The organism is Streptomyces sp. NPDC087901 (genome assembly GCF_044742205.1).
Lineage (GTDB): Bacteria > Actinomycetota > Actinomycetes > Streptomycetales > Streptomycetaceae > Streptomyces.
This window is the reverse complement of sequence record NZ_JBIUUC010000015.1, coordinates 26,557-47,216: the sequence shown is the minus strand read 5'-3', so window position 1 is coordinate 47,216 and position 20,660 is coordinate 26,557. Positions and strand designations below refer to the sequence as shown.

The 20,660-nt window shown below is 70.9% G+C and carries 19 protein-coding genes; 8 read left to right on the top strand and 11 right to left on the bottom strand.

Going from position 1 to position 20,660, the window contains the following annotated elements; all coding sequences use genetic code 11:
• Positions 1–13: 13 nt before the first annotated feature.
• Both ACIOEW_RS33400 and ACIOEW_RS33395 read right to left on the bottom strand, forming a co-directional pair.
• Complete coding sequence (locus tag ACIOEW_RS33400) at positions 14–2,647, bottom strand: ABC transporter permease/substrate binding protein (RefSeq protein WP_401968558.1); 2,634 nt, start codon at positions 2,645–2,647, stop codon at positions 14–16.
• Positions 2,640–3,704, bottom strand: coding sequence for a glycine betaine/L-proline ABC transporter ATP-binding protein (locus ACIOEW_RS33395; protein WP_401968556.1), 1,065 nt, complete (start codon positions 3,702–3,704; stop codon positions 2,640–2,642). Before ACIOEW_RS33395 ends, ACIOEW_RS33400 begins: the two co-directional genes overlap by 8 nt.
• Before the next feature lie 319 nt (positions 3,705–4,023).
• Here ACIOEW_RS33395 and ACIOEW_RS33390 point away from each other — a divergent pair, with 319 nt between their 5' ends.
• Positions 4,024–4,932 carry a 5'-3' exonuclease H3TH domain-containing protein gene (locus tag ACIOEW_RS33390; protein ID WP_401968752.1) on the top strand — a complete coding sequence of 303 codons (909 nt, stop codon included), beginning with the start codon at positions 4,024–4,026 and terminating at the stop codon, positions 4,930–4,932.
• Positions 4,933–5,012: 80 nt separating this feature from the next.
• Positions 5,013–5,855 carry a siderophore-interacting protein gene (locus ACIOEW_RS33385; RefSeq protein WP_362556551.1) on the top strand — a complete coding sequence of 281 codons (843 nt, stop codon included), beginning with the start codon at positions 5,013–5,015 and terminating at the stop codon, positions 5,853–5,855.
• Positions 5,856–5,930: 75 nt separating this feature from the next.
• Here ACIOEW_RS33385 and ACIOEW_RS33380 read toward each other — a convergent pair whose 3' ends face one another.
• Entirely contained in the window at positions 5,931–6,569 is a 639-nt protein-coding gene (locus ACIOEW_RS33380) for a MerR family transcriptional regulator (RefSeq protein WP_362556549.1), read from the bottom strand.
• Positions 6,570–6,674: 105 nt separating this feature from the next.
• Between ACIOEW_RS33380 and ACIOEW_RS33375 the strand changes: the two genes are divergently transcribed.
• Complete coding sequence (locus ACIOEW_RS33375; RefSeq protein ID WP_401968554.1) at positions 6,675–7,637, top strand: hypothetical protein; 963 nt, start codon at positions 6,675–6,677, stop codon at positions 7,635–7,637.
• Positions 7,634–8,107: an ABA4-like family protein gene (locus tag ACIOEW_RS33370; protein WP_362556545.1), complete on the top strand. Its 474-nt coding sequence runs from the start codon at positions 7,634–7,636 to the stop codon at positions 8,105–8,107. Before ACIOEW_RS33375 ends, ACIOEW_RS33370 begins: the two co-directional genes overlap by 4 nt.
• An 11-nt stretch (positions 8,108–8,118) precedes the next feature.
• On the opposite strand, the gene ACIOEW_RS33365 is transcribed toward ACIOEW_RS33370, so the two are convergent.
• The 3 genes from ACIOEW_RS33365 to ACIOEW_RS33355 all read right to left on the bottom strand — a co-directional run bounded on the left by ACIOEW_RS33365 (position 8,119) and on the right by ACIOEW_RS33355 (position 10,785).
• Positions 8,119–8,898 carry an ABC transporter permease gene (locus ACIOEW_RS33365; RefSeq protein ID WP_362556543.1) on the bottom strand — a complete coding sequence of 260 codons (780 nt, stop codon included), beginning with the start codon at positions 8,896–8,898 and terminating at the stop codon, positions 8,119–8,121.
• Positions 8,895–9,908 (bottom strand): ATP-binding cassette domain-containing protein, encoded by a 1,014-nt coding sequence (locus tag ACIOEW_RS33360; RefSeq protein WP_401968552.1) that lies wholly within the window; start codon positions 9,906–9,908, stop codon positions 8,895–8,897. The genes ACIOEW_RS33365 and ACIOEW_RS33360 overlap by 4 nt, the downstream gene beginning before the upstream one ends.
• 214 nt (positions 9,909–10,122) lie before the next feature.
• Complete coding sequence (locus tag ACIOEW_RS33355) at positions 10,123–10,785, bottom strand: helix-turn-helix transcriptional regulator (protein WP_362556539.1); 663 nt, start codon at positions 10,783–10,785, stop codon at positions 10,123–10,125.
• Between the two features lie 192 nt (positions 10,786–10,977).
• Between ACIOEW_RS33355 and ACIOEW_RS33350 the strand changes: the two genes are divergently transcribed.
• Positions 10,978–11,562 (top strand): sigma-70 family RNA polymerase sigma factor, encoded by a 585-nt coding sequence (locus ACIOEW_RS33350; RefSeq protein ID WP_401968549.1) that lies wholly within the window; start codon positions 10,978–10,980, stop codon positions 11,560–11,562.
• Positions 11,559–12,335 (top strand): anti-sigma factor, encoded by a 777-nt coding sequence (locus ACIOEW_RS33345; protein WP_362556535.1) that lies wholly within the window; start codon positions 11,559–11,561, stop codon positions 12,333–12,335. The genes ACIOEW_RS33350 and ACIOEW_RS33345 overlap by 4 nt, the downstream gene beginning before the upstream one ends.
• A gap of 217 nt (positions 12,336–12,552) precedes the next feature.
• Here ACIOEW_RS33345 and ACIOEW_RS33340 read toward each other — a convergent pair whose 3' ends face one another.
• The 5 genes from ACIOEW_RS33340 to ACIOEW_RS33320 all read right to left on the bottom strand — a co-directional run bounded on the left by ACIOEW_RS33340 (position 12,553) and on the right by ACIOEW_RS33320 (position 18,056).
• Complete coding sequence (locus ACIOEW_RS33340) at positions 12,553–13,356, bottom strand: DUF1295 domain-containing protein (protein WP_401968546.1); 804 nt, start codon at positions 13,354–13,356, stop codon at positions 12,553–12,555.
• Complete coding sequence (locus ACIOEW_RS33335; protein ID WP_401968544.1) at positions 13,353–14,723, bottom strand: class I SAM-dependent methyltransferase; 1,371 nt, start codon at positions 14,721–14,723, stop codon at positions 13,353–13,355. Before ACIOEW_RS33335 ends, ACIOEW_RS33340 begins: the two co-directional genes overlap by 4 nt.
• Positions 14,720–15,961, bottom strand: coding sequence for a class I SAM-dependent methyltransferase (locus ACIOEW_RS33330; RefSeq protein ID WP_401968749.1), 1,242 nt, complete (start codon positions 15,959–15,961; stop codon positions 14,720–14,722). The genes ACIOEW_RS33335 and ACIOEW_RS33330 overlap by 4 nt, the downstream gene beginning before the upstream one ends.
• Positions 15,962–16,062: 101 nt before the next feature.
• Positions 16,063–16,788: a DUF1365 domain-containing protein gene (locus ACIOEW_RS33325; RefSeq protein WP_401968746.1), complete on the bottom strand. Its 726-nt coding sequence runs from the start codon at positions 16,786–16,788 to the stop codon at positions 16,063–16,065.
• Positions 16,782–18,056 (bottom strand): NAD(P)/FAD-dependent oxidoreductase, encoded by a 1,275-nt coding sequence (locus tag ACIOEW_RS33320; RefSeq protein ID WP_401968542.1) that lies wholly within the window; start codon positions 18,054–18,056, stop codon positions 16,782–16,784. Before ACIOEW_RS33320 ends, ACIOEW_RS33325 begins: the two co-directional genes overlap by 7 nt.
• Before the next feature lie 162 nt (positions 18,057–18,218).
• On the opposite strand from ACIOEW_RS33320, the gene ACIOEW_RS33315 reads away from it, so the two are divergent.
• A complete protein-coding gene (locus ACIOEW_RS33315) occupies positions 18,219–19,856 on the top strand; it encodes a molybdopterin-dependent oxidoreductase (protein WP_401968540.1) in 1,638 nt (545 codons plus the stop codon).
• A gap of 101 nt (positions 19,857–19,957) precedes the next feature.
• Positions 19,958–20,605: a fasciclin domain-containing protein gene (locus tag ACIOEW_RS33310; RefSeq protein WP_401968537.1), complete on the top strand. Its 648-nt coding sequence runs from the start codon at positions 19,958–19,960 to the stop codon at positions 20,603–20,605.
• The last annotated feature ends 55 nt before the right edge of the window (positions 20,606–20,660 follow it).

Genomic DNA, 20,660 nt, shown 5'->3' with positions numbered 1-20,660 from the left:
ACTGCCGCTGCTACTACTGAGGAGCCATCTTGTCCACGATGCCCGGATTCATGTCCATCCAGGCCTTCACGGCTTCCTCCTCGTGCCCCGCACCGCGCTTCTGGATCTGGTTCTCCAGGCCGGCGAGCTGGCCCTCGCTGAGCTTGAAGTCCTTCAGCCACTTGGTGAGCTGCGGGTAGTTCTCCGGGAACGCCTTGGAAGCGATGGTGTGCAGCCGGTCGCCGTCACCGAAGGCCTTCTTCGGGTCCTGGAGCTTGGTCATCTTGTACTCGCTGTACGCCCAGTGCGGGGTCCACAGCATGACTGCGATGGGCTCCTTCTTGGCGTACGCGCGCTTCAGCTCGGCCAGCATGGCCGGAGTGGAGCCGTCGACGACCTTGTACTCGTCGTCCAGGCCGTAGCCCGGCAGCACGTTCTTCTTGAGGTTCTCCATCGTGGCGGTGCCCGGTTCGATGCCGATGATCCGGCCCTTGAACTGCGAGCCCTTGCCCTTGAGGTCCGCCAGGGACTTCACGTCCTTGACGTAGTCGGGCACCGCGATCTCGAGTGAGGTCGGGCCGTACCACGAGCCGATGTCGGTCAGCTTGGAGCCGTACTTGTCCCAGTAGTTCTTCTGGGTGTACGGCAGCCAGCCGTCGAACTGCACGTCGATCTGGCCGCGGGACATCGCGGCGTACATCGGACCAACCTCGAACTGCTTGAGGTTGATCTTGTAACCGCGGTCCTCCAGGACTGCCTTCCACAGGTACGTGGCGGCGATGTCCTCCTCCCACGGGAACCAGGCCATCTCGATGGCACGGTCGCGCTCGTCCTTGCCATCGGCGCCCTTGGAGGTGGCGGCCTTCTTGACCGGGGTCCACTTGTCGGCGACGCCCGGGTTGGCCTTCAGCCAGGTCCGGACGGCCTCCTGCTCCTTGCCGGAGCCGCTCTTCTGGATCTGCGCCTCAAGGCTGGTGAGCTGGTCCTCGGTCATCTCGAAGCTCTTGAGCCAGCTGCCGACCTCGGGGTTGTCGCCCGCGAAGCCCTTGCGGGTCAGCGTGTGAATGCCATCGCCCTTGCCCCAGAGGTTCTTGGGGTCCTTGAGCTTGGTGAGGTCGTACTGGTTGTACGCCCAGTGCGGCGACCAGAGAGGAACGACGATCGGTTCCTTCTTGGCGTACGCGCGCTTCAGCTCGGCCAGCATGGCCGGCGTGGAACCGTCGACGACCTTGTACTCCTTGTCCAGGCCGTAGCCCGGCAGGATCTTGTCCTTGAGCAGGCCCGTCTCACCGGCGCTCGGCTCGATGCCGACGATCCGGCCCTTGAAGTCGGACGCCTTGCCCTTCAGGTCGTCGAGGGAGTCGACGCCCTTCACGTACGAGGGGACGGCGAGCTCCAGCGAGGTCGGGCCGTACCAGGAGCCCATGTCCTCCAGGCGGTCCTTGTACTTCGCCCAGTACGACGCGTGGGTGACCGGCAGCCAGGAGTCGGTCTCGAAGTCGATCTGACCGCCGGCCATGCCGGTGTACAGCGCGCCGGCCTCGTACTGCTTGACGTCGACCTCGAAGCCGCGCTGCTCCAGCAGCTCCTTCCACAGGAAGGTGGAGGCGATGCCTTCGTCCCACGGGATGTAGCCCATGCTGATCTTCTTGCCGGCCCCGATGTTCTTCGGGTCGGAGCTCGCGGTGTCGTCCGTGTCCGAGGAACCGAACATGCCCATGCCGCCGGCGACGAGCGCGAGGACGACGATGCCGACCACGGCGACGACGGGCTGCGGGCGGTGGTTCCACACCTTGAGTCCGCCGGTCACCGACTGCGCCTTGGCGAGCGCGCGGCGGGCGAGCGGGGAGACCTCGCGGCCCAGCGCGCTGGTCATGCGGTCCAGGTACATCGCCAGGACGACGATGGAGACGCCGGCCTCGAAGCCGAGGCCCACGTCGACGTTGCCGATGGCGCGGTAGACGGAGCCGCCGAGGCCGCCGCCGCCGACCATGCCGGCGATGACCACCATGGACAGGCCCAGCATGATGACCTGGTTGATGCCCGCCATGATCGTGGGCAGTGCGAGCGGCAGCTGCACCCGCAGCAGGGTGTTGCGCGACGTGGTGCCGAAGGCCTCCGCCGCCTCGACGAGTTCGCCGTCGACCTGGCGGATGCCGAGCTCGGTCATCCGGACGCCCGGGGGCAGCGCGAAGATGATGGTGGCGATGATCCCGGGGACGACACCGACGCCGAAGAAGATGACGCCGGGGATCAGGTAGACCATGGCGGGCATGGTCTGCATGAAGTCGAGGACCGGCCGGGTCACCGCGCTGACGGTCTTCGAGCGGGACGCCCAGATACCGAGAGGTACGGCCAGGACCAGCGTCACGATGGTCGCGACGAGCACCAGGGTGAGGGTGTCCATCGCCTCGTCCCACAACTCGACGGAGTCGATGAGGGCGAAGCCGACGAACGCGAGCACACCGGCGAGCAGGCCGCGCAGCCACCAGGCGATGACGGCGACGATGCCCGCGAAGAGCAGGGGGGCGGGGGCGGAGAGTACGGCGGCGATGCCGTCGAACATGCCGCTCACGACGGAGCTGATGGCGTCGAAGAGCCAGGCCAGGTGGGTCTGGAGCCAGTCGACGGCGGAGTCGACCCAGTCGCCGAGATGAAGCCTAAACACTGGCCACCTTCTTCAGCGAGGCCCGGGCGCCCTCGGGAGCCTCGGTGGGGGTCATCGGCTCACCGAGCACGGCGAGCAGCCGGGCACGCGGCACGACGCCGATGAGCTTGCCCTTGTCGTCGGTCACGGCGACCGCGACACCGCTCTGCGAGCAGGGCGTGAACAGCTCGATGATCGGGGTGGACTCGACGACGGTGGCCGGTGCCTCCCGCAGGACGTCGGCGGGCGTACGCAGTTCCTTGCCGTCGTCCGTCCTGGTGCCCATCACGGTGTGCGGTTCGGCCATGATGGCGCCCGCGGTCAGCACCCGGGAGCGGTCGACGTCCTGGGTGAAGGAGGCGACGTAGTCGTTGGCCGGGGTGACGAGGATGTCCTCGGCGGTGCCGAGCTGGACTATCTCGCCGTCGCGCATCACGGCGATGCGGTCGCCGAGGCGCATGGCCTCGTTGAGGTCGTGGGTGATGAAGACGATGGTCTTCTTCAGCCGCTTCTGCAGTTCCAGGAGCTGGTCCTGCATGTCGCGGCGGATCAGCGGGTCGAGCGCGCTGAAGGACTCGTCCATCAGGAGCAGGTCGGCGTCGGTGGCGAGCGCGCGGGCGAGGCCCACGCGCTGCTGCATACCGCCGGAGAGCTCGTCGGGCCAGGACTTCTCCCAGCCGGCGAGGCCGGTCATCTCCAGTGCCTCGGTGGCACGGCGGTTGCGCTCGGCGCGCGGCACACCCTGCACCTCGAGGCCGTAGCCCGCGTTCTCCAGAACGCTCCGGTGGGGAAAGAGCGCAAAGTGCTGGAACACCATGCTGATCTTGGTGGAGCGGACGTGGCGGAGCTCGGCGGCGGTCAGGGCGGTCAGGTCCTGGCCGTCGAAGAGCACCTTGCCGGCAGTGGGCTCCAGCAGCCCGTTGAGCATGCGCAGCAACGTGGACTTGCCGGACCCGGACAGACCCATCACGACGAAGATCTGGCCCGGTTCCACGGTGAACGATGCATCGATCACCGCTGCGGTCGTTCCGTCGGCGCGCAGCTCGTCGCGGTCCGTGCCGCTCTCGAGCTTCTGCACGGCTTGATCGGGTCGTCTGCCGAATACTTTGTACAAGTGTTCGGCTTGCAGCCTTGACACATACACCTCACGCGTTGAACCGAAAACGGTCTGCCACCCCCTCCGGCAGACCGTGGAGCGGTGCGGATTCGGTCCGCATGGCACGTGCACTAGTTGAAAATGCGACGTGGTCCGCTCCGATGCCGCGCCTGCCCCCGCTTACACAGGCCAAACATGAGAGTGACCCAGCTCACAGAACAGCGACCGGAGTTCGGGAACCGCGTCTGCTGCGGCCGCTGTCGGTGGGGTGCGGCATCATCGGGGTGTGACGCGACGCCTGATGCTCCTCGACACCGCCTCCCTCTACTACCGCGCCTACTTCGGGGTTCCCGACTCGGTGCGCGCACCCGACGGCACACCGGTCAACGCCGTGCGCGGGCTGCTGGACTTCATCGGCCGGCTCGTACAGGACCACCGGCCGGACGATCTGGTCGCCTGCTGGGACGCGGACTGGCGCCCCCAGTGGCGGGTCGACCTGATCCCCTCGTACAAGGCGCACCGCGTCGCGGTGGAGACCGGCGAGGGGCTGCCCGACGAGGAGGAGACGCCCGACACGCTGGCCCCGCAGGTGCCGGTCATCGCGGACGTCCTGGACGCCCTGGGCATCGCCCGGGTCGGCGTCACGGGATACGAGGCGGACGACGTGATCGGCACCCTGACCGGCCTGTCGACCGGCCCGGTCGACATCGTCACCGGTGACCGGGACCTCTACCAGTTGGTGGACGACGCCCGCGGGGTGCGGGTGCTCTACCCGCTGAAGGGCGTCGGCACCCTCCAGGTGACGGACGAGGCCTGGCTCCGCGAGAAGTACGGGGTGGACGGCTCCGGATATGTCGACCTGGCCCTGCTGCGCGGCGACCCGAGCGACGGACTGCCCGGCGTCCCCGGCATCGGGGAGAAGACCGCGGCGAAACTGCTGGACGCGTTCGGTGACCTGGCCGGGATCATGGCCGCGGTCGACGATCCGGCCGCCAGGCTGACACCCTCGCAGCGCAAGCGGCTCGACGAGGCCCGTGACTACGTCGCCGTCGCGCCGACCGTGGTCCGGGTCGCCGGCGACGTACCCCTGCCGGATTTCGACCCCGTACTGCCGGTCGAACCGCGCGACCCCGCGACGCTCGAAGCGCTTGCGGACCAGTGGGGTCTGGGCGGAGCACTCCAGCGCCTGCTCTCCACACTCGCCACCTGAGGTGTTAGGTTAGGTAACCCTAAGGCCAATGTCCCGTGTATGGGCCACCGGCCCGGCATCCGGAGCAGGGAGACAACCTCGTGGCAGAACGACCGGCGCGGCAGGCACCCAAGGCGCAGGGTGCGCAGGTCCTGCGCACCGAGCAGATCACCCCGCACATGATCCGGGTGGTGCTCGGCGGTGACGGTCTCGCCGGCTTCACGCTGTCCGGCTTCACCGACCACTACGTCAAGCTGTGCTTCGCCCCCGAAGGCGCCGAGTACACGCACCCCTTCGACATGGCCCGCATCCGCGAGGAGTTCCCGCGCGAGCTCTGGCCCACGACGCGCACCTACACGGTGCGCTCCTGGGACCCGGACACCCGGGAGCTGGCGATCGACTTCGTGGTGCACGGCGACGAGGGCCTCGCAGGCCCGTGGGCGGCGCGCGCGACTGCGGGCGACCAGGTGACCTTCCTGGGCCCCGGCGGCGGTTACGGCCCCGACGCCTCGGCCGGCTGGCACCTTCTGGTGGGCGACGAGAGCGCCCTGCCGGCCATCGCCGCGGCGCTGGAGCAGATGCCCGAGGGCGCGGTGGTGCACGCGTTCATCGAGGTCACGGACGCCTCGGAGGAGCAGAAGATCGCGTCGCCGGACGGCGTCGAGGTCACCTGGCTGCACCGGGGCGAGCGTCCGGTGGGCGAGGCACTCACGGCCGCGGTGAAGGAGCTGGAGTTCCCCGCGGGCGACGTCCAGGCGTTCGTCCACGGCGAGGCCGGCTTCGTCAAGGAGATCCGCCGCCACCTGAGGCTCGACCGCGGGATCCCGGCGCCGCAGCTGTCGATCTCCGGCTACTGGCGGCTCGGCCAGAACGACGACACCTGGCGCTCGGTCAAGCGCGAGTGGAACGAGCAGGTGGAGCGCGAGCAGGAGAGCGCCGCGTAACTCCCGGCCACCAACCGCACTGTGCCCCGGTCCGCGGACCGGGGCACGGTCGCGTCCGCCCCCGCGGCCGCCGGCTCAGCCGCCCGCCTCCTCGCCGAACGCCCTTGCCGACGCGTCCACATGCGCGAGCCGTCGCAGGGCCGCGAACATCGCCTCGCCGAGCACCGTGCCGACGACCACGCTCTCCACCAGGTCCTCTCGCGCCACCCGGCGCCCGACGTAGTCGAGATCGGCCCGCGCGACCTGTTCGGCGGCAGCGGCGTAGTCGTCGAGCAGTTCGACGAAGCCGCCGTGTCCCGCCCGGCGCAGCGCCACCAGCACCTCGGCGAGGGACTCCCCGCCGGGGCTGCGCGCCCCGGACAGCCAGCCCCTGCGCTCCAGCAGGTCCGCCACGTCCTCGCGGGCATCCTCCAGCTCGGGCCCGGCATCGTCGCCCCGCGACGGCGCGATGCTCTTCGCCGCCGTGCCCAGCACGTCATGCAGGGGCTGGTGCGGGTCCTCCATCACCCGAAGCACCTCCCCGATGGCCGACAGCGGGAGCCCGCCGACGTCCAGCAGGGCGCGGATCAGCCGCAGCCTGCGCTCGTGCCCGTCGTCGTAACTCGCCTGGTTCGGGCTGGTCAGCTGCCCGGCGGGCAGCAGCCCCTCCCTTACGTAGAACTTGATCGTCGGTACCGGAACCCCGGACCTGCGGCTCAACTCGCCGATGCGCACCGCGCGTTCTCCCTTGCTCCTCTTGCCAACCCGCACCCCATCATAGATAGTTCCACTATCGGATAGCGGAGAGCGCCACTATCCATATCAACTCAGGGGGATCTCATGCCGCAATGGCGTACCTGGCACCGCCCGTTAGTCCTCTTCGCCGCAGCCATGGCCGTGATGACGGTCGTCTCGGGTATCGGTCTGCTGGTCGACGACCGGGTCCTGGCAGGCTCGGCGATCTGGTTCAAACCCTTCAAGTTCGCGGTCTCGTTCGTGGTGTACGCCCTCGCGCTCGCCTGGATGCTGACGCTCCTCACCCGGGGCCGGCGCACCGGCTGGTGGGCCGGGACCGTGGTCGCGCTCTCCAGCCTCGTCGAGATGGCGATCATCACGGCGCAGGTCGTCCGCGGGAAGCGCAGCCACTTCAACAACGCCACACCGTTCGACTCGTCGCTGTTCGCCGCCATGGGCGCCACCGTGGTCATCCTGTGGACCGGCACCCTGGTCATCGCGATCCTGCTGCTGCGCGCCCGTATCGCGGACCGCGCCTCCGCCCGGGCGATCCGCTCGGGCGTGCTCCTGGCCCTGGTGGGCGCCGGATTCGGGTTCCTCATGACGCAGCCGTCCGAGGATCAGCGAGCGGCCGGCAACCTCGACACGGCCGATGTCGTCGGTGCGCATGCCGTGGGCGTTCCGGACGGCGGGCCCTCGATGCCGCTCACCGGCTGGTCGACGACCGGCGGTGATCTGCGCGTCCCGCATTTCGTGGGGATGCACGCGCTCCAGCTGCTCCCCCTGTTCCTGCTGGCGCTGGTCACGCTGGCGCCGCGCTTCGCCCGGCTGCGCGACCCCCGGGTCCGGCTGCGCCTCGTGACGGTCGCCTCCGGCGCCTACGCGGCGGTCACCGGCCTCGCCGCCTGGCAGGCGCTGCGCGGCCAGCCGCTGATCCACCCGGACGGCGCGACCCTCGGCGCCGCGGCGCTCGTCCTGGCCGCCACAGCCGCCGGTACGTACGGCGCGCTGCGGCCGCACTCCGGGGCGCACACCTCCCCCACCGTCGAGAAGGAGTTCGTGTCATGACCGGTGCACTCTTCGAGATCTCGTTCGTGCTCGCGGCGCCGTTCTGGCTGCTCATGATCTTCCTGCCGGGCCGGCCGGTCACGGCCCGGGTCGCCGCCTCGCCCTTCACGGTCCTGCCGGTGCTCGCCGTCTACCTGGCGATGGCCCTTCCGGTCCTTCCCGAGCTCTGGACGGCGGTGAGCAGCCCGGACATCGACACGTTCCGCGAACTGACCGCGCTGTCGAACGGGGCGGGAGCGGTGTGGGCGCAGGTCATCGCGTGGGACCTGCTGCTTGGCCAGTGGATGTTCCTGGAGAGCCGCCGGCTGGGCATCACGCCCTATGTGATGGGCCCGCTGCTCGTACTGACGATTCTGCTCTCGCCGTTCGGGCTGCTGGTCTTCCTGGCGCTGCGCGCGGTCCGGCAACGCGGGACCCGGCCCGGGAGCGAACTCCCGGACCGGGTGGACAGTGCAGTGGCGGACCGCTGAGGGGCCGCCTGTCAGACGGACTTCTGGTACGAGCGGAAGGTGCGGGTCGACAGCCAGACCGCGATCACGGCGAGCACCAGCAGCGCGCCCCCGCGGCTGAGCACCAGGCCCCGGTCGGGATCCGCGGTGAGCGCCGAACGGCCGGCCACCATTGCCCAGTTGACCGGGTTGAAGTCCGCGATGTGACGCATCCAGGAGGGCATCTGTCCCGGGGCCATGAAGGAGGTCGAGAGGAAGGTCAGCGGCAGGAGCAGGAAGGTGTTGATGCCGATGATCGACTCCCGCTGGCGGACCAGCATGCCCAGGGCATTGGAGAACGCGCCGAACACCGTGCCGAGCAGGATCGAGGCGAGGACCAGGATCAGCAGTCCGCCCGCTCCGCCCGGGTAGGTGGCGCCGGCCGCCCAGCCGAGCAGGAGGATGATCACGGACTGCACGGCCGTACTGATGCCGTTCTGTACGACATTGGCGTTCATCAGCGCGTTGCGGCTGACGGGCGTCGTCAGGAAGCGGTTGAGCGTGCCTCGCTCGATCTCCTCCAGGGTCCCCATGCCGGCCCACATGCTCGACCCCAGGGCGCTCATCACGACGATGCCGGGGATCAGGTAGTCCAGGTACGACGTGGTGCCGAAGCCGCCGAGCTCGACGACCTTCCTGAAGAGGTTGCCGAACAGGAACAGCCAGATCACCGGCTGGATCAGCGAGATCACCAGGAAGACCGGCTGCCTGAGGATCGCCGTCAGCTGGCGCTGGGTCATGTACCAGGTCTGGGCGAGTGCCTGACTGCTCATCGGGTGCCTCCTGCGGCGACCGGTGCGGAAGCGCTGTGCGGGCCTGCGGCCTCCGCCTCGGAGAAGCGGCGGCCGGCGTACCGCAGATAGACGTCGTCGAGGGAGGGGCGGGCGACGGTGGCGGCCGCCACGGCCGCACCGGCCCGCTCCAGGGCGGTGAGCAGCACCGGGACGGCGGCCGCGCCGTCCTCGGCGCGGACGCTGACCCGGCGTCCGTCGACCAGCACCTCGTACACGCCGGGCAGTCCGGCGAGTGCGGCTGTGGCGGCCTCGCGATCCCCGTCGGTGCGCAGCTCCAGGTGGACGGCGTCGCCCCTCAGCTCGCCCTTGAGCTCGTCGGGGGTACCGCCGACGACGATGCGGCCGCGGTCGACGATGGCGATGCGTTCGGCGAGCCGGTCGGCCTCCTCCAGATAGTGCGTGGTGAGCACGATGGTCAGCCCCTCCTCACCGGCCAGCCGGGAGATCTCCTCCCACATCGCCGTTCGGGCCTCCGGGTCGAGCCCGGTGGTCGGCTCGTCGAGAAAGAGCACCTCGGGGCGGTGGACCAGGCCGAGCGCCACGTCGAGGCGGCGCTGCATTCCGCCGGAGTACCCCTTGATCTGGCGCCTTCCGGCGTCGGCGAGATCGAAGCGGTCCAGGAGCTCATCGGCCCGGCGCTGGACGGCGGCGCCGCGCATTCCGTACAGCCGGCCCTGGAGCACCAGGTTCTCCCGGCCGGTGGCGACCGGGTCGGCACCGGACTTCTGGGCGACCACGCCGATGGCGCGGCGGACCCGGTCGGGGTGGCGCAGCACGTCGTGGCCGGCGACGGACGCGGTGCCGGAGTCCGGGCGGGCGAGGGTGGTGAGGATCTTGACGGTGGTGGACTTCCCCGCACCGTTGGGCCCGAGGAGCCCGAAAACGGTGCCGGGGGCGACGGTGAGGTCGATCCCGCTGAGCGCGGTGACGTCACCCGGATAGGTCTTGATCAGCTGCCGCGCCTCGACGGCGGGCGCACGGGTGCTCATGGCGGAGCTCTCCTGTGGTCGGCGGGGCACTCGGGTCTCCGAGTGCCCGGTGGGCCGAGCCGGTCCGCGTGAGAAGTGCCGGGCTATCCTGGGTGTGCCGCACCTCGATCGCCCGGCATGCTTCACGGTCTGTCCGGTCCGGGGTTCGAGACCCCGGCGGGTGCTGCTCCAACAGCTCCTGCCGGGGTCTTTTCTTCTCCTGGTTCCCCTCCCGTCACGCCTTGCGTTCGGGGTCGAGGACGATGTCCTGCTCGTCCAGGTCCTTCCAGTCCTGGGGCACCTCACCGGTCTCGTGGAACGACTTCCACTCCTCGATGCCGCTGATGGTGGAGTCGGTGAGCTCCTTACGGAAGCCCCTGATCCACTCCAACTGCGCCTCGATCATGTGGAGCTGGTACTCGCTCTCCACGACGAAGACCCGGGGCAGCGTGTCACCCAGCTGGGTGAGCACCCCCCGGAGCGCCGCGGCCCGGACGGTCTGCGCCTGCTCCCGGTCCAGCAGGAGCTCCGCCACCTCGTCCGGCGGCAGCACCGGAAGCAGCGACAGGGCCGTGTCGAAGACGGGGAACTCGGCAGCCGGCACCGCGATCAGGTCGGACAGCCAGTCCAGCATCTCGGCGCGCCCCGACTCGGTGACGCCGTACAGCGTGCGCTCCGGGCGGTTGCCCTGCCGCTGCACGCCCGTGACCTCCACATAGCCGTGCTTCTCCAGGTTCTGGACCACGGTGTAGAGCGAGCCGAAATTGATCTTGACGCTGTGCTGCTTGCCGCGGCGGCGGAGGGTCTGGGCGATCTCGTACGGATGCATGGGCCGCTCCGCGAGCAGCACCAGCACCGTGAGCGCCAGTGGATTGCCGAGCTTGCGCCTCTTGGCCACCGCCCCCACCACCCCTTCACTCCGTCACCGAATACTCGTGACCGAACATATCGCGAGTCTCCGCAACACGTCAATCACGATGCATCGCGTAATGCCAGGAGCCTGGAAGGATTTCGGCCCCTGACCAATCCGTGCTGCCACCGGCTCCGAATCATCCCCGGAGACCGATGAGCATCCTGGGAGGAAGCCCGCGTGAAAGTAGCCGTGCACATCAGCGGATCGGCCTCGGCGGGGCCCGATCTCCAGGAGCTTCTGGGAATGGTCGCCCGGGGCGATCAGGAGGCCTTCTCGCAGGTGTACGAGGCGGTCTGCGGGCCGGTGCTCGGGCTGGTGCGCAGCGTTCTGCGTGACCCCGCCCAGTCGGAGGAGGTCGCGCAGGAGGTGCTGGTCGAGGTGTGGCGTACGGCGCCGCGCTTCCAGGCGGCCCGCGGGAGCGCCATGAACTGGGTGCTGACGCTGGCCCACCACCGGGCGGTGGACCGGGTGCGCTCGGTGGAGGCGACGACGGCCCGTGAGCACAAGGCAGCGCTGCTCGACCGCACCCCCGCGTTCGACGACGTCACCGAACAGGTCGAGAGCCGGCTGGAGCGGGAGCAGGTGCGCCGCTGTATGCGGACCCTGTCCGAGCTGCAGCGCGAGTCCGTCACCCTGGCGTACTACCGCGGGCTGACGTATCGCGAGGTGGCCGAGCTGCTCTCGACGCCGCTCGGGACGATCAAGACGCGACTGCGCGACGGACTGATCCGGCTGCGCGACTGCCTCGGGGTGAGCGCATGAGCGACGCCGGACTGCACACGCTGACCGGGGCCTACGCCCTGCACGCGCTGCCGGAATCCGAACGCCGGGAGTTCGAACGCCACCTGGGCGACTGCGAGGCCTGCTCCGTCGAGGTGCGCGAGCTCTCGGAGACCGCGACCCGGCTCGGGCTCGCCGTCTCCGTCACACCGCCGCGGGAACTGCGCGAGCGGGTGCTGCACGAGATCGCGACCGTTCGCCAGGAGCCGCCGTCCGGCGGCCGCCGCGCCCGCACCGGCCCCATGGGCCGCTCCACCACGGGCCGCCCTTCCCGGTGGCCGAAGTTCGCGCTCGCCGCGTGCCTGGCCGCCGCCGCGGGCTTCGGCGGCATCGCGGTGTGGCAGAACCAGGAGGCCCAGGAAGCCCGACAGGACTCGCGCGCCACCCAGCAGCGGAGCGATCAGCTCGCCCAGGTCCTCGCGGCGCCCGACGCACAGACGCGGTCCGGGACCCTGGAAGGCGGCGGGAAGGGCACGGTCGTGGTGTCCAGGAGCCAGAACCGTGCCGTGTTCCTGGCCTCGGGACTCGCCGAGGCCCCCGCCGGAAAGGCCTACCAGCTGTGGTTCGACGACGGCGGCACGATGCGCTCCGCAGGCTTGATGCAGGCGTCGGGCACCTCGTCGACGACGTACGCGACCCTGCTCGACGGGCCGGTGGACCCCGCGACCGGCATGGGCGTCACCGTCGAGCCTGCGGGAGGATCGGCGCAGCCGACCTCGGCCCCGCTGGCGCTGATAGACCTGCCGTCCGCATGAACGAGCGCCCGGCCGCATGAGCGGCGGCTGCGCCGGGCACCCGTCGTGGTGACCGGCGCAGCCGCTCGTCCGGGCCCCTGACGCAGTGGTCACACGTGCTCGCCCCGGGCCGGGTCGTCCCGGTGGGCCGTGGCCATTTCGCGGTGTCCACCCCGTGCTCCGGCCGTTGGGAGGCGGCCGGGGCACGGGGCGCACTGGCCCGATCCCGGCGGGCGGCTCAGCCGCTGCGCGGCGGGCGCGGGAAGAAGCCGCTGGTCCGGGACGTGTACGCGGCGAAGCCGGGGCGCTCGGCCATACGCCTCTCCAGGAGCGCCTTTCCGCTGCCGCCGATGAGCAGGAAGCTCATCAGGACGGGTGCCACCAGCGTGGCGGCGGCCGCCCCGGGCGCCTGGCACACGATCAGGAACAGGCCCCACCACACGCAGAAGTCGCCGAAGTAGTTCGGATGCCGGGTCCAGGCCCACAGTCCGCGGTCCATGATCTTGCCGCGGTGCGCCGGATCGGCCTTGAACCGGGCCAGCTGATGGTCCCCCACCGCCTCGAAGGCCAGCCCGACCGCCCACACTCCCGCACCGGCCCAGGTCCAGCCCCCTGCCGGGCCCGTCAGATACCCGGCCGCCTGCACCGGGAGCGAGACCAGCCAGACCAGTGCCCCCTGGAGCAGATACACCTTCCGCAGGGCGTACAGCTGCGGGTTGCCCGGCGCCCCGGCGAGCATCGCCGCGTACCGCGGGTCCTCGCCGTGGCCTCGGCCCCGGCGGGCGATGTGCCAGGCCAGGCGCAGCCCCCACAGGGCCGTGAGCGCGGTGACCAGGAGGCGGCGGGCGCCGTCCCCGTCCGCCGCCGACATGCCGTACGAAACAAGGGCGACGGCCGTGAACCCCAGGCCCCAGGCGACGTCCACTACCCGGTGCACACCCATGCGCAGGCTGACGGCGAACGTGGCGAGCATGACGGCGAGGGCGGCGCCCGCACAGGGCACCAGGCCCTGTGCGAACGCGGCCCATGCGAAGCCGTTCATTCCGTGAGCCCTGCCGTCGCTCCGTCGCGTGCGGCCGGCACCTCGGCCGGGGCCGCGTACCAGCCGTTCCGGGTGCCCGGCATCCCGGCCGCCCCGGTCGCCTCCGGTCGCACAGAAAGGATCTGGTCCACGCCCATCCGTCGTTCCTCGAAGGCGAGGGCGCCGCCTGCCAGATAGAGCCGCCACACCCGCACGGTCTCCTCGCCGACGAGGTCCGTGAACTGCTGATGGTGCTCTTCCAGGGTGCGCCGCCACGCGTCGACGGTCCGTACGTAGTGCTCGCGCAGCCCCTCGACGTCACGCACTTCGAGTCCGGCGCCCTCCAGCAGTGCGACCGTCTCGCCGAGTGGGCGCATGTGCATGTCGGGCGCGATGTACGACTCGATGAACGCGCCGCCGCCCGGGGCGTCGCGCCCCCGGGACATCTGCTGGACGAGTACCCGGCCGCGCGGCCGCACCATGGTGCGCAGCGTCCCGGCGAAGGCCGGGTACTGCGCGTCCCCGACGTGTTCGCCCATCTCCACGGTGGACACCGCGTCGTACCCGCCCTCGTGGCCCGGAGCCTGCGCGATGTCGCGGTAGTCGCAGCAGCGGACCTCGACGAGGTCCTCCAGGTTCCGTTCGGTCACCTGGTGGCGGACGTATGCCGCCTGTTCCCGGGCGAGGGTGACCGCGGTGACCCGGACGCCGTGCCGCTGCGCGGCGTACAGCGTCAGCGATCCCCAGCCGCAGCCGATGTCCAGCAGTCGCGCGCCCGGGCGCAGTCCCAGCTTGCGGCAGATCAGTTCGAGCTTGTCGCGCTGCGCGTCCGCGGGGCCGTAGCCGGGGGCGTCACTGGTCCAGTAGCCGCAGGAGTAGGCCATCGTCTCGTCGAGGAGCAGCGCGTAGAAGGCGTTGGAGAGGTCGTAGTGGTGGCTGACGGCAGCCCGGTCGCGGGCCTTGCTGTGCAGCACGCCGTGGAGCCCTGCGCGGGCGGCGGGTACCGGTGGCCGCGGGCCGACGGCACCCATGCGCAGGGCGGTGCCGACGGCCCTCAGCCGGCCTCCGACGCCAGGGCGTGGCGGGCGCAGGCCGCGCTCGCGCACCGCGTGGCGCATCGCTCGCAGCCCGGTGGTGAGGTCGCCCTCGATGTCGATGTCCCCGGTGATGTAGGCCTCGGCGAGGCCGAGTTCGCCGGGTGCCCACAGGAGCCGGCGCAACGCCCGGCGGGAGCGGACGTGGACCAGGGGCCCGTCGGGGGCCCCGGTCTCGCTGCCGTCCCACATCCGTACCCTGACCGGGAGTTCGCCGCCGAGGAGCTGCTCGACGAGGGGTTCGAGGCGTTGCGCCGCGCCGGGGGCGGCGGCCTGGTTGGCGGTGAGTGTCATCGCGCTGTTTCCTGACGGGTCAGCAGCATCTGCTGCACATGGAGGTAACCGGAGCGGAAGCCCGCTTCGGAGTAGGCCAGGTAGAGGGTCCACATCCGGCGGAAGGTGGCGTCGAAGCCGAGCGCGTCGATGTCGGCGGCCCGTTCGGTGAAGCGCTCCCGCCACAGCCGCAGGGTCTCGGCGTAGTGCGTGCCGAAGTCGTCGCAGCGGTCGACGCGCAGGCCGGTGTGCTCGGCGGTGACCTGTTCGACGGCCTCGACGGAAGGGAGGAGTCCGCCGGGGAAGATGTACTTCTGGATCCAGGTGTAGGTGTTCCCGCCGGCGCGCAGCCGGTCGTCGGGCATGGTGATGGCCTGGAGGGCGATCCGGCCGCCGGGGGCGAGCCGCTGTTCCAGGGCGCGGAAGTAGACCGGCCAGAACTCCGCGCCGACCGCCTCGATCATCTCGACGCTGATGACCGCGTCGTACTCCCCGTCGACATCCCGGTAGTCGCTGAGCCGGACGTCTACGCGGTCCTCGAATCCGGCGTCCCTGATCCGGCGGCGGGCCAGCTCCTGCTGCTCCCGAGACAGGGTGACGGAGACGACGCGTGCGCCACGGTCGGCGGCCCGGATCGCCAGTTCGCCCCAGCCGGTGCCGATCTCCAGGAGTTCGGTGCCGGGGCCGACTGCGGCGAGGTCGAGCAGCCGGTCGATCTTGCGGTGCTGGGCGGCGGGCAGAAGGGCGTGTTCGGCGGGGAAGCCGCGGAACACGGCGGAAGAGTAGCTGAGGGTTTCGTCGAGGAAGAGTGCGAAGAGCTCGTTGGACAGGTCGTAGTGGTGGCTGATGTTGTCGCGGGCGCCCTGACGGGTGCCGAGCTGTCCGGCGGGGCGGCGGCGGGCCCAGACTCCGCGCAGTCGCTGGAGCGGCTGCGGGATCAGGGTGGCGACCTGGTCGGCGAGGACGGTCAGCACACCCACCGGGTCGGGTGAGTCCCACTCCCCCGCCATGTACGACTCTCCGAAGCCGATCAGTCCGTCGACCCCGATTCTGCGGAAGAACGTGGCGGGGTCGCGGACGTCCATCAGCGGGCCGCCGAGGCCGAGGTCCTCGCGTCCGGCCAGCCGGACCCGGAGCGGGAGGCGGTCCAGCGCATGGCGGACGAGCCGTTCGGCGACGGCGGTCCGCAGCCGGGAGCCGCGCGGCGGCCGTACGACGTCGGGCCAGCGCCCGGGGTCGATGTCCGCGGTGGCGTGCACCGGGGGCGAGGAGGGGGACGGGGAGTGGGGGGACGGGGAGTGGGGGGACGGGGAGGAGGCGGACGGGGAGGAGGCGGACGGGGAGTGGGACGTGGACACGCTCACTGCATTCCTTCCTGGGGGCGGTGATGGGGACGGGGCTGTACGGGCAGTCCGCGCAGCAGGAGGCGGATGCCGTGCAGCCGGATGGCGGCCGAGACGACGGCGGTGGACCAGGGGTGGATCAGCGCCAGCCGGAGCAGCGCGCGCGGGGTGACCGGGCGGCGCACTCCGCGGACCGTGGCGGTGAAGGGCCGGATGCCGGCCCGTTCCAGATGCACCGTCATGTCGAGCCGGGGCCCCGGCTCGGGGAGCCGCATCCGGTAGGAGCCGGCCACGTCGAAGAACGGCGACACGTAGAACTCCTTGCCGGTGGACGCCCGGCCGTCGGCGTCCGGGTGCAGCAGGTAGCAGTGGCGTTCGCCGTACGTGTTGTGCACCTCGGCGACCGTGCAGAGCGGGCTGCCGTCCGCGCGGCGGCACCAGTAGACGGTCAGCGGGTTGAAGACGTGGCCGAACACCCGGGCCTGGGTGAGCATCCGCACGCTTCCGTCGGCGAGGTCGACGCCGTTCGCGGCCAGGAAGCGGCTCAGTCCGGCCCGGATGGTCGGGGCCGTGCCGCCGAAGTGGTCGCGCGGGTCGAAACCGGCCAGTGGTCGCAGGGGGGCCGGCAGCGGCGGCGGTCCGTCCGGGTCGATCAGCCACAGGTAGGTGCGGTGCCGGAACGCGTACTTGCCGGGCGCGGACCGTACGTGGGTGATGGTGCAGGGGTAGAGGGCGTTCACCAGTCCACCCCCAGTGCGGCGGCGGCTTCGGCCCCCGAACGGCAGCCGTCCTCGTGGAAGCCCCAGCCGTGGTACGCCCCCGCGTAGGCGGTGACCGGGCCGGACAGTGCGGGCAGCCGGGCCTGCGCGGCCACCGACTCCGGGGTGAAGACGGGGTGTTCGTAGACCATGCGGGCGCGGACGAGGCCGGGGGCGACGCGGCCGGCGCCGTTCAGTGTGACGACGAAGGTCTCGGGGGCGTCGAGCCGCTGGAGCCGGTTCATGTCGTAGCTGACGGTGACGTGCCGGGCGTCGACGGAGCAGTCCGGCATCAGGTAGTTCCAGGAGGCCCGGGCGCGGCGGGCGCTCGGCAGCAGCCGGGTGTCGGTGTGCAGCAGGGTGGGGTTTCGGGAGTAGCGGAAGGCGCCCAGGGTGCGGCGTTCCTCGTCCGTCGGGTCGGCGAGTATGCGCAGCGCCTGGTCGGGGTGGGTGGCGATGACGACGGAGTCGAACGCTTCCGTGGTGTCGTCGGCGGTGACGAGGTCGACGCCGTCGGCGTGGCGGCGCACGGCACGGACCGGGGTCGCGGTGCGGACGGCGGCGAGCTGTTTGGTGGCCCGTTCGACGTAGGCGCCCGATCCGCCGGTGACAGTCCGCCACGTCGGGGAGCCGCCGACCGCGAGCATGCCGTGGTGGTCGAGGAAGCGGAAGAGGTAGCGGGCGGGGTAGCGCATCGCGGTCACCGGGTCGCAGGACCAGACCGCGGAGACCACGGGGGTCAGGAAGTGGGCGGTGAAGTACGCGGAGAAGCGGCCGCGGGCGGCGAAGTCGCCGAGCGTCATCGAGTCCGCGTCCGGCCCGCCGTCGGCCAGGAGACGGCGGGCGGCCCGGTGGAAGCGGGGTACGGCGGCCAGCATCCGTGGATAGGCAGGGCAGCGGAGCGCGGCCGGCCGGGCGAGCAGACCGGCGGGGCCGCGGGCGCCCGCGTACTCCAGGCGGCATCCCTCGCACCGTACGGACATGCTCATCTCCGACTCCTGCGTCGGGACGGCGAGTTCCGCGAAGAGCCGCAGCAGATGCGGATAGGTGCGCCGGTTGTGCACGATGAAGCCGGAGTCCACGCGGTGGACGCGGCCGTCCGACGCGGGGAGGTCGTGGGTGTGGGCATGGCCGCCCACCCGGTCGTCCGCCTCGAACAGCGTCACGTCGTGGGCCGTGCGCAGAATGTGGGCGGCGGTCAGTCCCGCCACCCCGCTTCCCACCACCGCCGTGCGTTGCCGCCTGCCTGTCATGCCGTTCCCTCCACGTACCGGTGGCCCCGCGCTCCTCGCGCTGTCACGCGGGAGCGGCGATGCCTCTCGGCTGTGGTTCGTTACCGGTCACGCCGCGGATTGGCCGGGACCGACTCTCATTCGTTCGGGTGACAGACCAATCCGCCGGGCGTCCGGCGACGAATGCCGGTTGTGAGCGAAGATCGGAACGAAGCGAAGAGCGGGGCCCACGGGTCCCGGCGGTCCCGCTGGGCACGTGCGGCCTTCGCCGCGCTCGGCGGTGTGATCGCCGGGTTCTGTGCCCTGGCCGTCGCCGAGCTCGTGGCGGCGGTCGTCCGTCCCGAGGCGGGTCCGGTCGCGGCGGTGGGCGGCGCGGTGATCGACCGCACTCCCCCGGCGCTCAAGGACTTCGCCGTACGGCACTTCGGCACCAACGACAAGCTGGTTCTGCAGCTCGGCATTCTGGTCCTGCTGGCGGTCTTCGCCGTGGCGGTCGGGTTGCTGGCGCTGCGTCACCGGCTGATCGGCTCGGCGGCCGTTCTGGTCTTCGGGGTGGTCGGGGCAGTGGCGGCGATCGGGCGGCCGGAGGGCCGCGTGTCCGACGCCCTGCCCTCGGTGGTGGGTGCCGTGCTGGCCGCAGGAGTGCTGTATTTCCTGGTCGGACGGCTGGCTCCGGCTTCCGGCCCCTTCCCCGCGGCTGGCGGGAGGGACGGGGAGCCGGACCACGGCACCTTCGACCGGCGGGGCTTCGTCATCGCGGCGAGCGCCGCGGCGGTGGCCTCGGCCGGTGCCGGCCTGCTCGGGCGGCGGCTCACCTCCGCCGTGCAGGCCGGGGCCGCCGCCTCACGGCGCGACCTGGTGCTGCCCGTACCCGACTCGGCGGCGCCGGCCGAACCGGCGGGCGCCGATCTGAGGATCCGGGGACTGAGCTCGTTCGTCACCCCGAACAAGAGCTTCTACCGGGTGGACACGGCTCTGGTCGTGCCGCGTGTCGACGCGGGCGAATGGCGGCTGAGAATCCACGGCAGAGGCGTGAAGAAGCCTCTGACGCTCAGCTTCCAGGACCTGGTGCGCCGGGAGATCATCGAGCGCGACATCACCCTGGCCTGCGTCTCCAACGAGGTCGGCGGGCCATATGTCGGCAACGCCCGGTGGATCGGCGTGCGGCTGGCGGACCTGCTGCGGGAGGCCGGGGTGAAGCCCCCGTCCCGGGGCGGACCCGCCGACCAGATCGTGGCGCGTTCGGTGGACGGCATGACGATCGGCACGCCGGTCGAGGACGTCATGGACGGTCGCGACGCCCTGCTCGCCCTCGGCATGAACGGTGAACCGCTGCCCTTCGAGCACGGCTTCCCGGTCCGGATGGTCGTCCCCGGCCTCTACGGATACGTGTCGGCCTGCAAGTGGATCAAGGACATCGAGCTGACCACGTTCGACGACTACGACGCGTACTGGGTCAAGCGGTCCTGGTCCCAACAGGCTCCCGTCAAGACCGAGTCCCGTATCGACACCCCCCGCCCCTTCGCCTCCCCGAAGGCCGGCACGATCCCGGTCGCCGGGGTCGCCTGGGCCCAGCACCGCGGCATCGCGCGGGTCGAGGTCCGGGTGGACGGCGGCCCGTGGAACACCGCCCGGCTGGCGGCCGAGGACAGCCGGGACACCTGGCGCCAGTGGGTGTGGGAATGGCCGGCCACCTCCGGCAACCACACCCTCGAGGTCCGCGCCACGGACCGCACCGGCGCCACCCAGACCGAACGCCGCGTCGGCACCGTACCCAACGGTGCGACCGGCTGGCACTCGGTGGTGGTCGACGTGTCCTGAGCGGACTCACACCCGTTCCGTACACACCGGCCCCACCTCGCACACCTTATTTCAACTACCGAACGCGACCACACGGTCACTCATCCCATCTGGAGAACATCATGAAGGCCACCCTCGCCCGTCGCGCCGCCGTCGCACTCTCCGCCGCGGTCGTCCTGCCCTTGGCCCTGACGGCCTGCTCCAGCGACTCCAAGGACAGCGCGTCCGGATCCTCCGCGACTTCGGCGAAGGCCTCGGACGCGGCCTCGGCGCCCGCCTCCACAACCCCCATGAACGAGCCCTTCGGCCCGGCCTGTTCGACGGTGCCGAAGGGCGGCGCGGGCTCCTTCGACGGCATGGCGAAGGACCCGGTCGCCACGGCCGCCTCGAACAACCCGGCACTCTCCACGCTCGTCACCGCCGTCAAGAAGGCCGGCCTGGTCGACACGCTGAACAGCGCGCAGAACATCACGGTGTTCGCCCCGACCAACGACGCCTTCGCCAAGGTCCCGAAGGCCGACCTGGACAAGCTGCTCGCCGACAAGGCCGCGCTCACCAAGGTCCTCACCTACCACGTGGTGGGCCAGAAGCTGACCCCGAAGCAGCTGGAGAAGGGTTCGTTCGACACGCTGGAGAAGAGCGAGCTGACGACGTCCGGTTCGGACATGGCGTACACGGTCAACAACTCCTCGAAGATCGTCTGCGGCAATGTCCAGACCGCCAACGCGACGGTCTACATCGTCGACACGGTGCTGATGCCCGCCAAGTAGCGGTCCCGCACGGGGCTCCGCAACCGCCCGCCCGGCAACGCGCCGGAGGACGTGA

Bases quoted from the DNA above. Each gene is read 5' to 3' on its own strand.
- ACIOEW_RS33390 (WP_401968752.1), top strand. From the start codon at position 4,024: ATGCTCCTCGACACCGCCTCCCTCTACTACCGCGCCTACTTCGGGGTT.
- ACIOEW_RS33375 (WP_401968554.1), top strand. From the start codon at position 6,675: ATGCCGCAATGGCGTACCTGGCACCGCCCGTTAGTCCTCTTCGCCGCA.
- ACIOEW_RS33370 (WP_362556545.1), top strand. From the start codon at position 7,634: ATGACCGGTGCACTCTTCGAGATCTCGTTCGTGCTCGCGGCGCCGTTC.
- ACIOEW_RS33365 (WP_362556543.1), bottom strand. From the start codon at position 8,898: ATGAGCAGTCAGGCACTCGCCCAGACCTGGTACATGACCCAGCGCCAG.
- ACIOEW_RS33360 (WP_401968552.1), bottom strand. From the start codon at position 9,908: ATGAGCACCCGTGCGCCCGCCGTCGAGGCGCGGCAGCTGATCAAGACC.
- ACIOEW_RS33345 (WP_362556535.1), top strand. From the start codon at position 11,559: ATGAGCGACGCCGGACTGCACACGCTGACCGGGGCCTACGCCCTGCAC.
- ACIOEW_RS33340 (WP_401968546.1), bottom strand. From the start codon at position 13,356: ATGAACGGCTTCGCATGGGCCGCGTTCGCACAGGGCCTGGTGCCCTGT.
- ACIOEW_RS33335 (WP_401968544.1), bottom strand. From the start codon at position 14,723: ATGACACTCACCGCCAACCAGGCCGCCGCCCCCGGCGCGGCGCAACGC.
- ACIOEW_RS33320 (WP_401968542.1), bottom strand. From the start codon at position 18,056: ATGACAGGCAGGCGGCAACGCACGGCGGTGGTGGGAAGCGGGGTGGCG.
- ACIOEW_RS33315 (WP_401968540.1), top strand. From the start codon at position 18,219: ATGCCGGTTGTGAGCGAAGATCGGAACGAAGCGAAGAGCGGGGCCCAC.
- ACIOEW_RS33310 (WP_401968537.1), top strand. From the start codon at position 19,958: ATGAAGGCCACCCTCGCCCGTCGCGCCGCCGTCGCACTCTCCGCCGCG.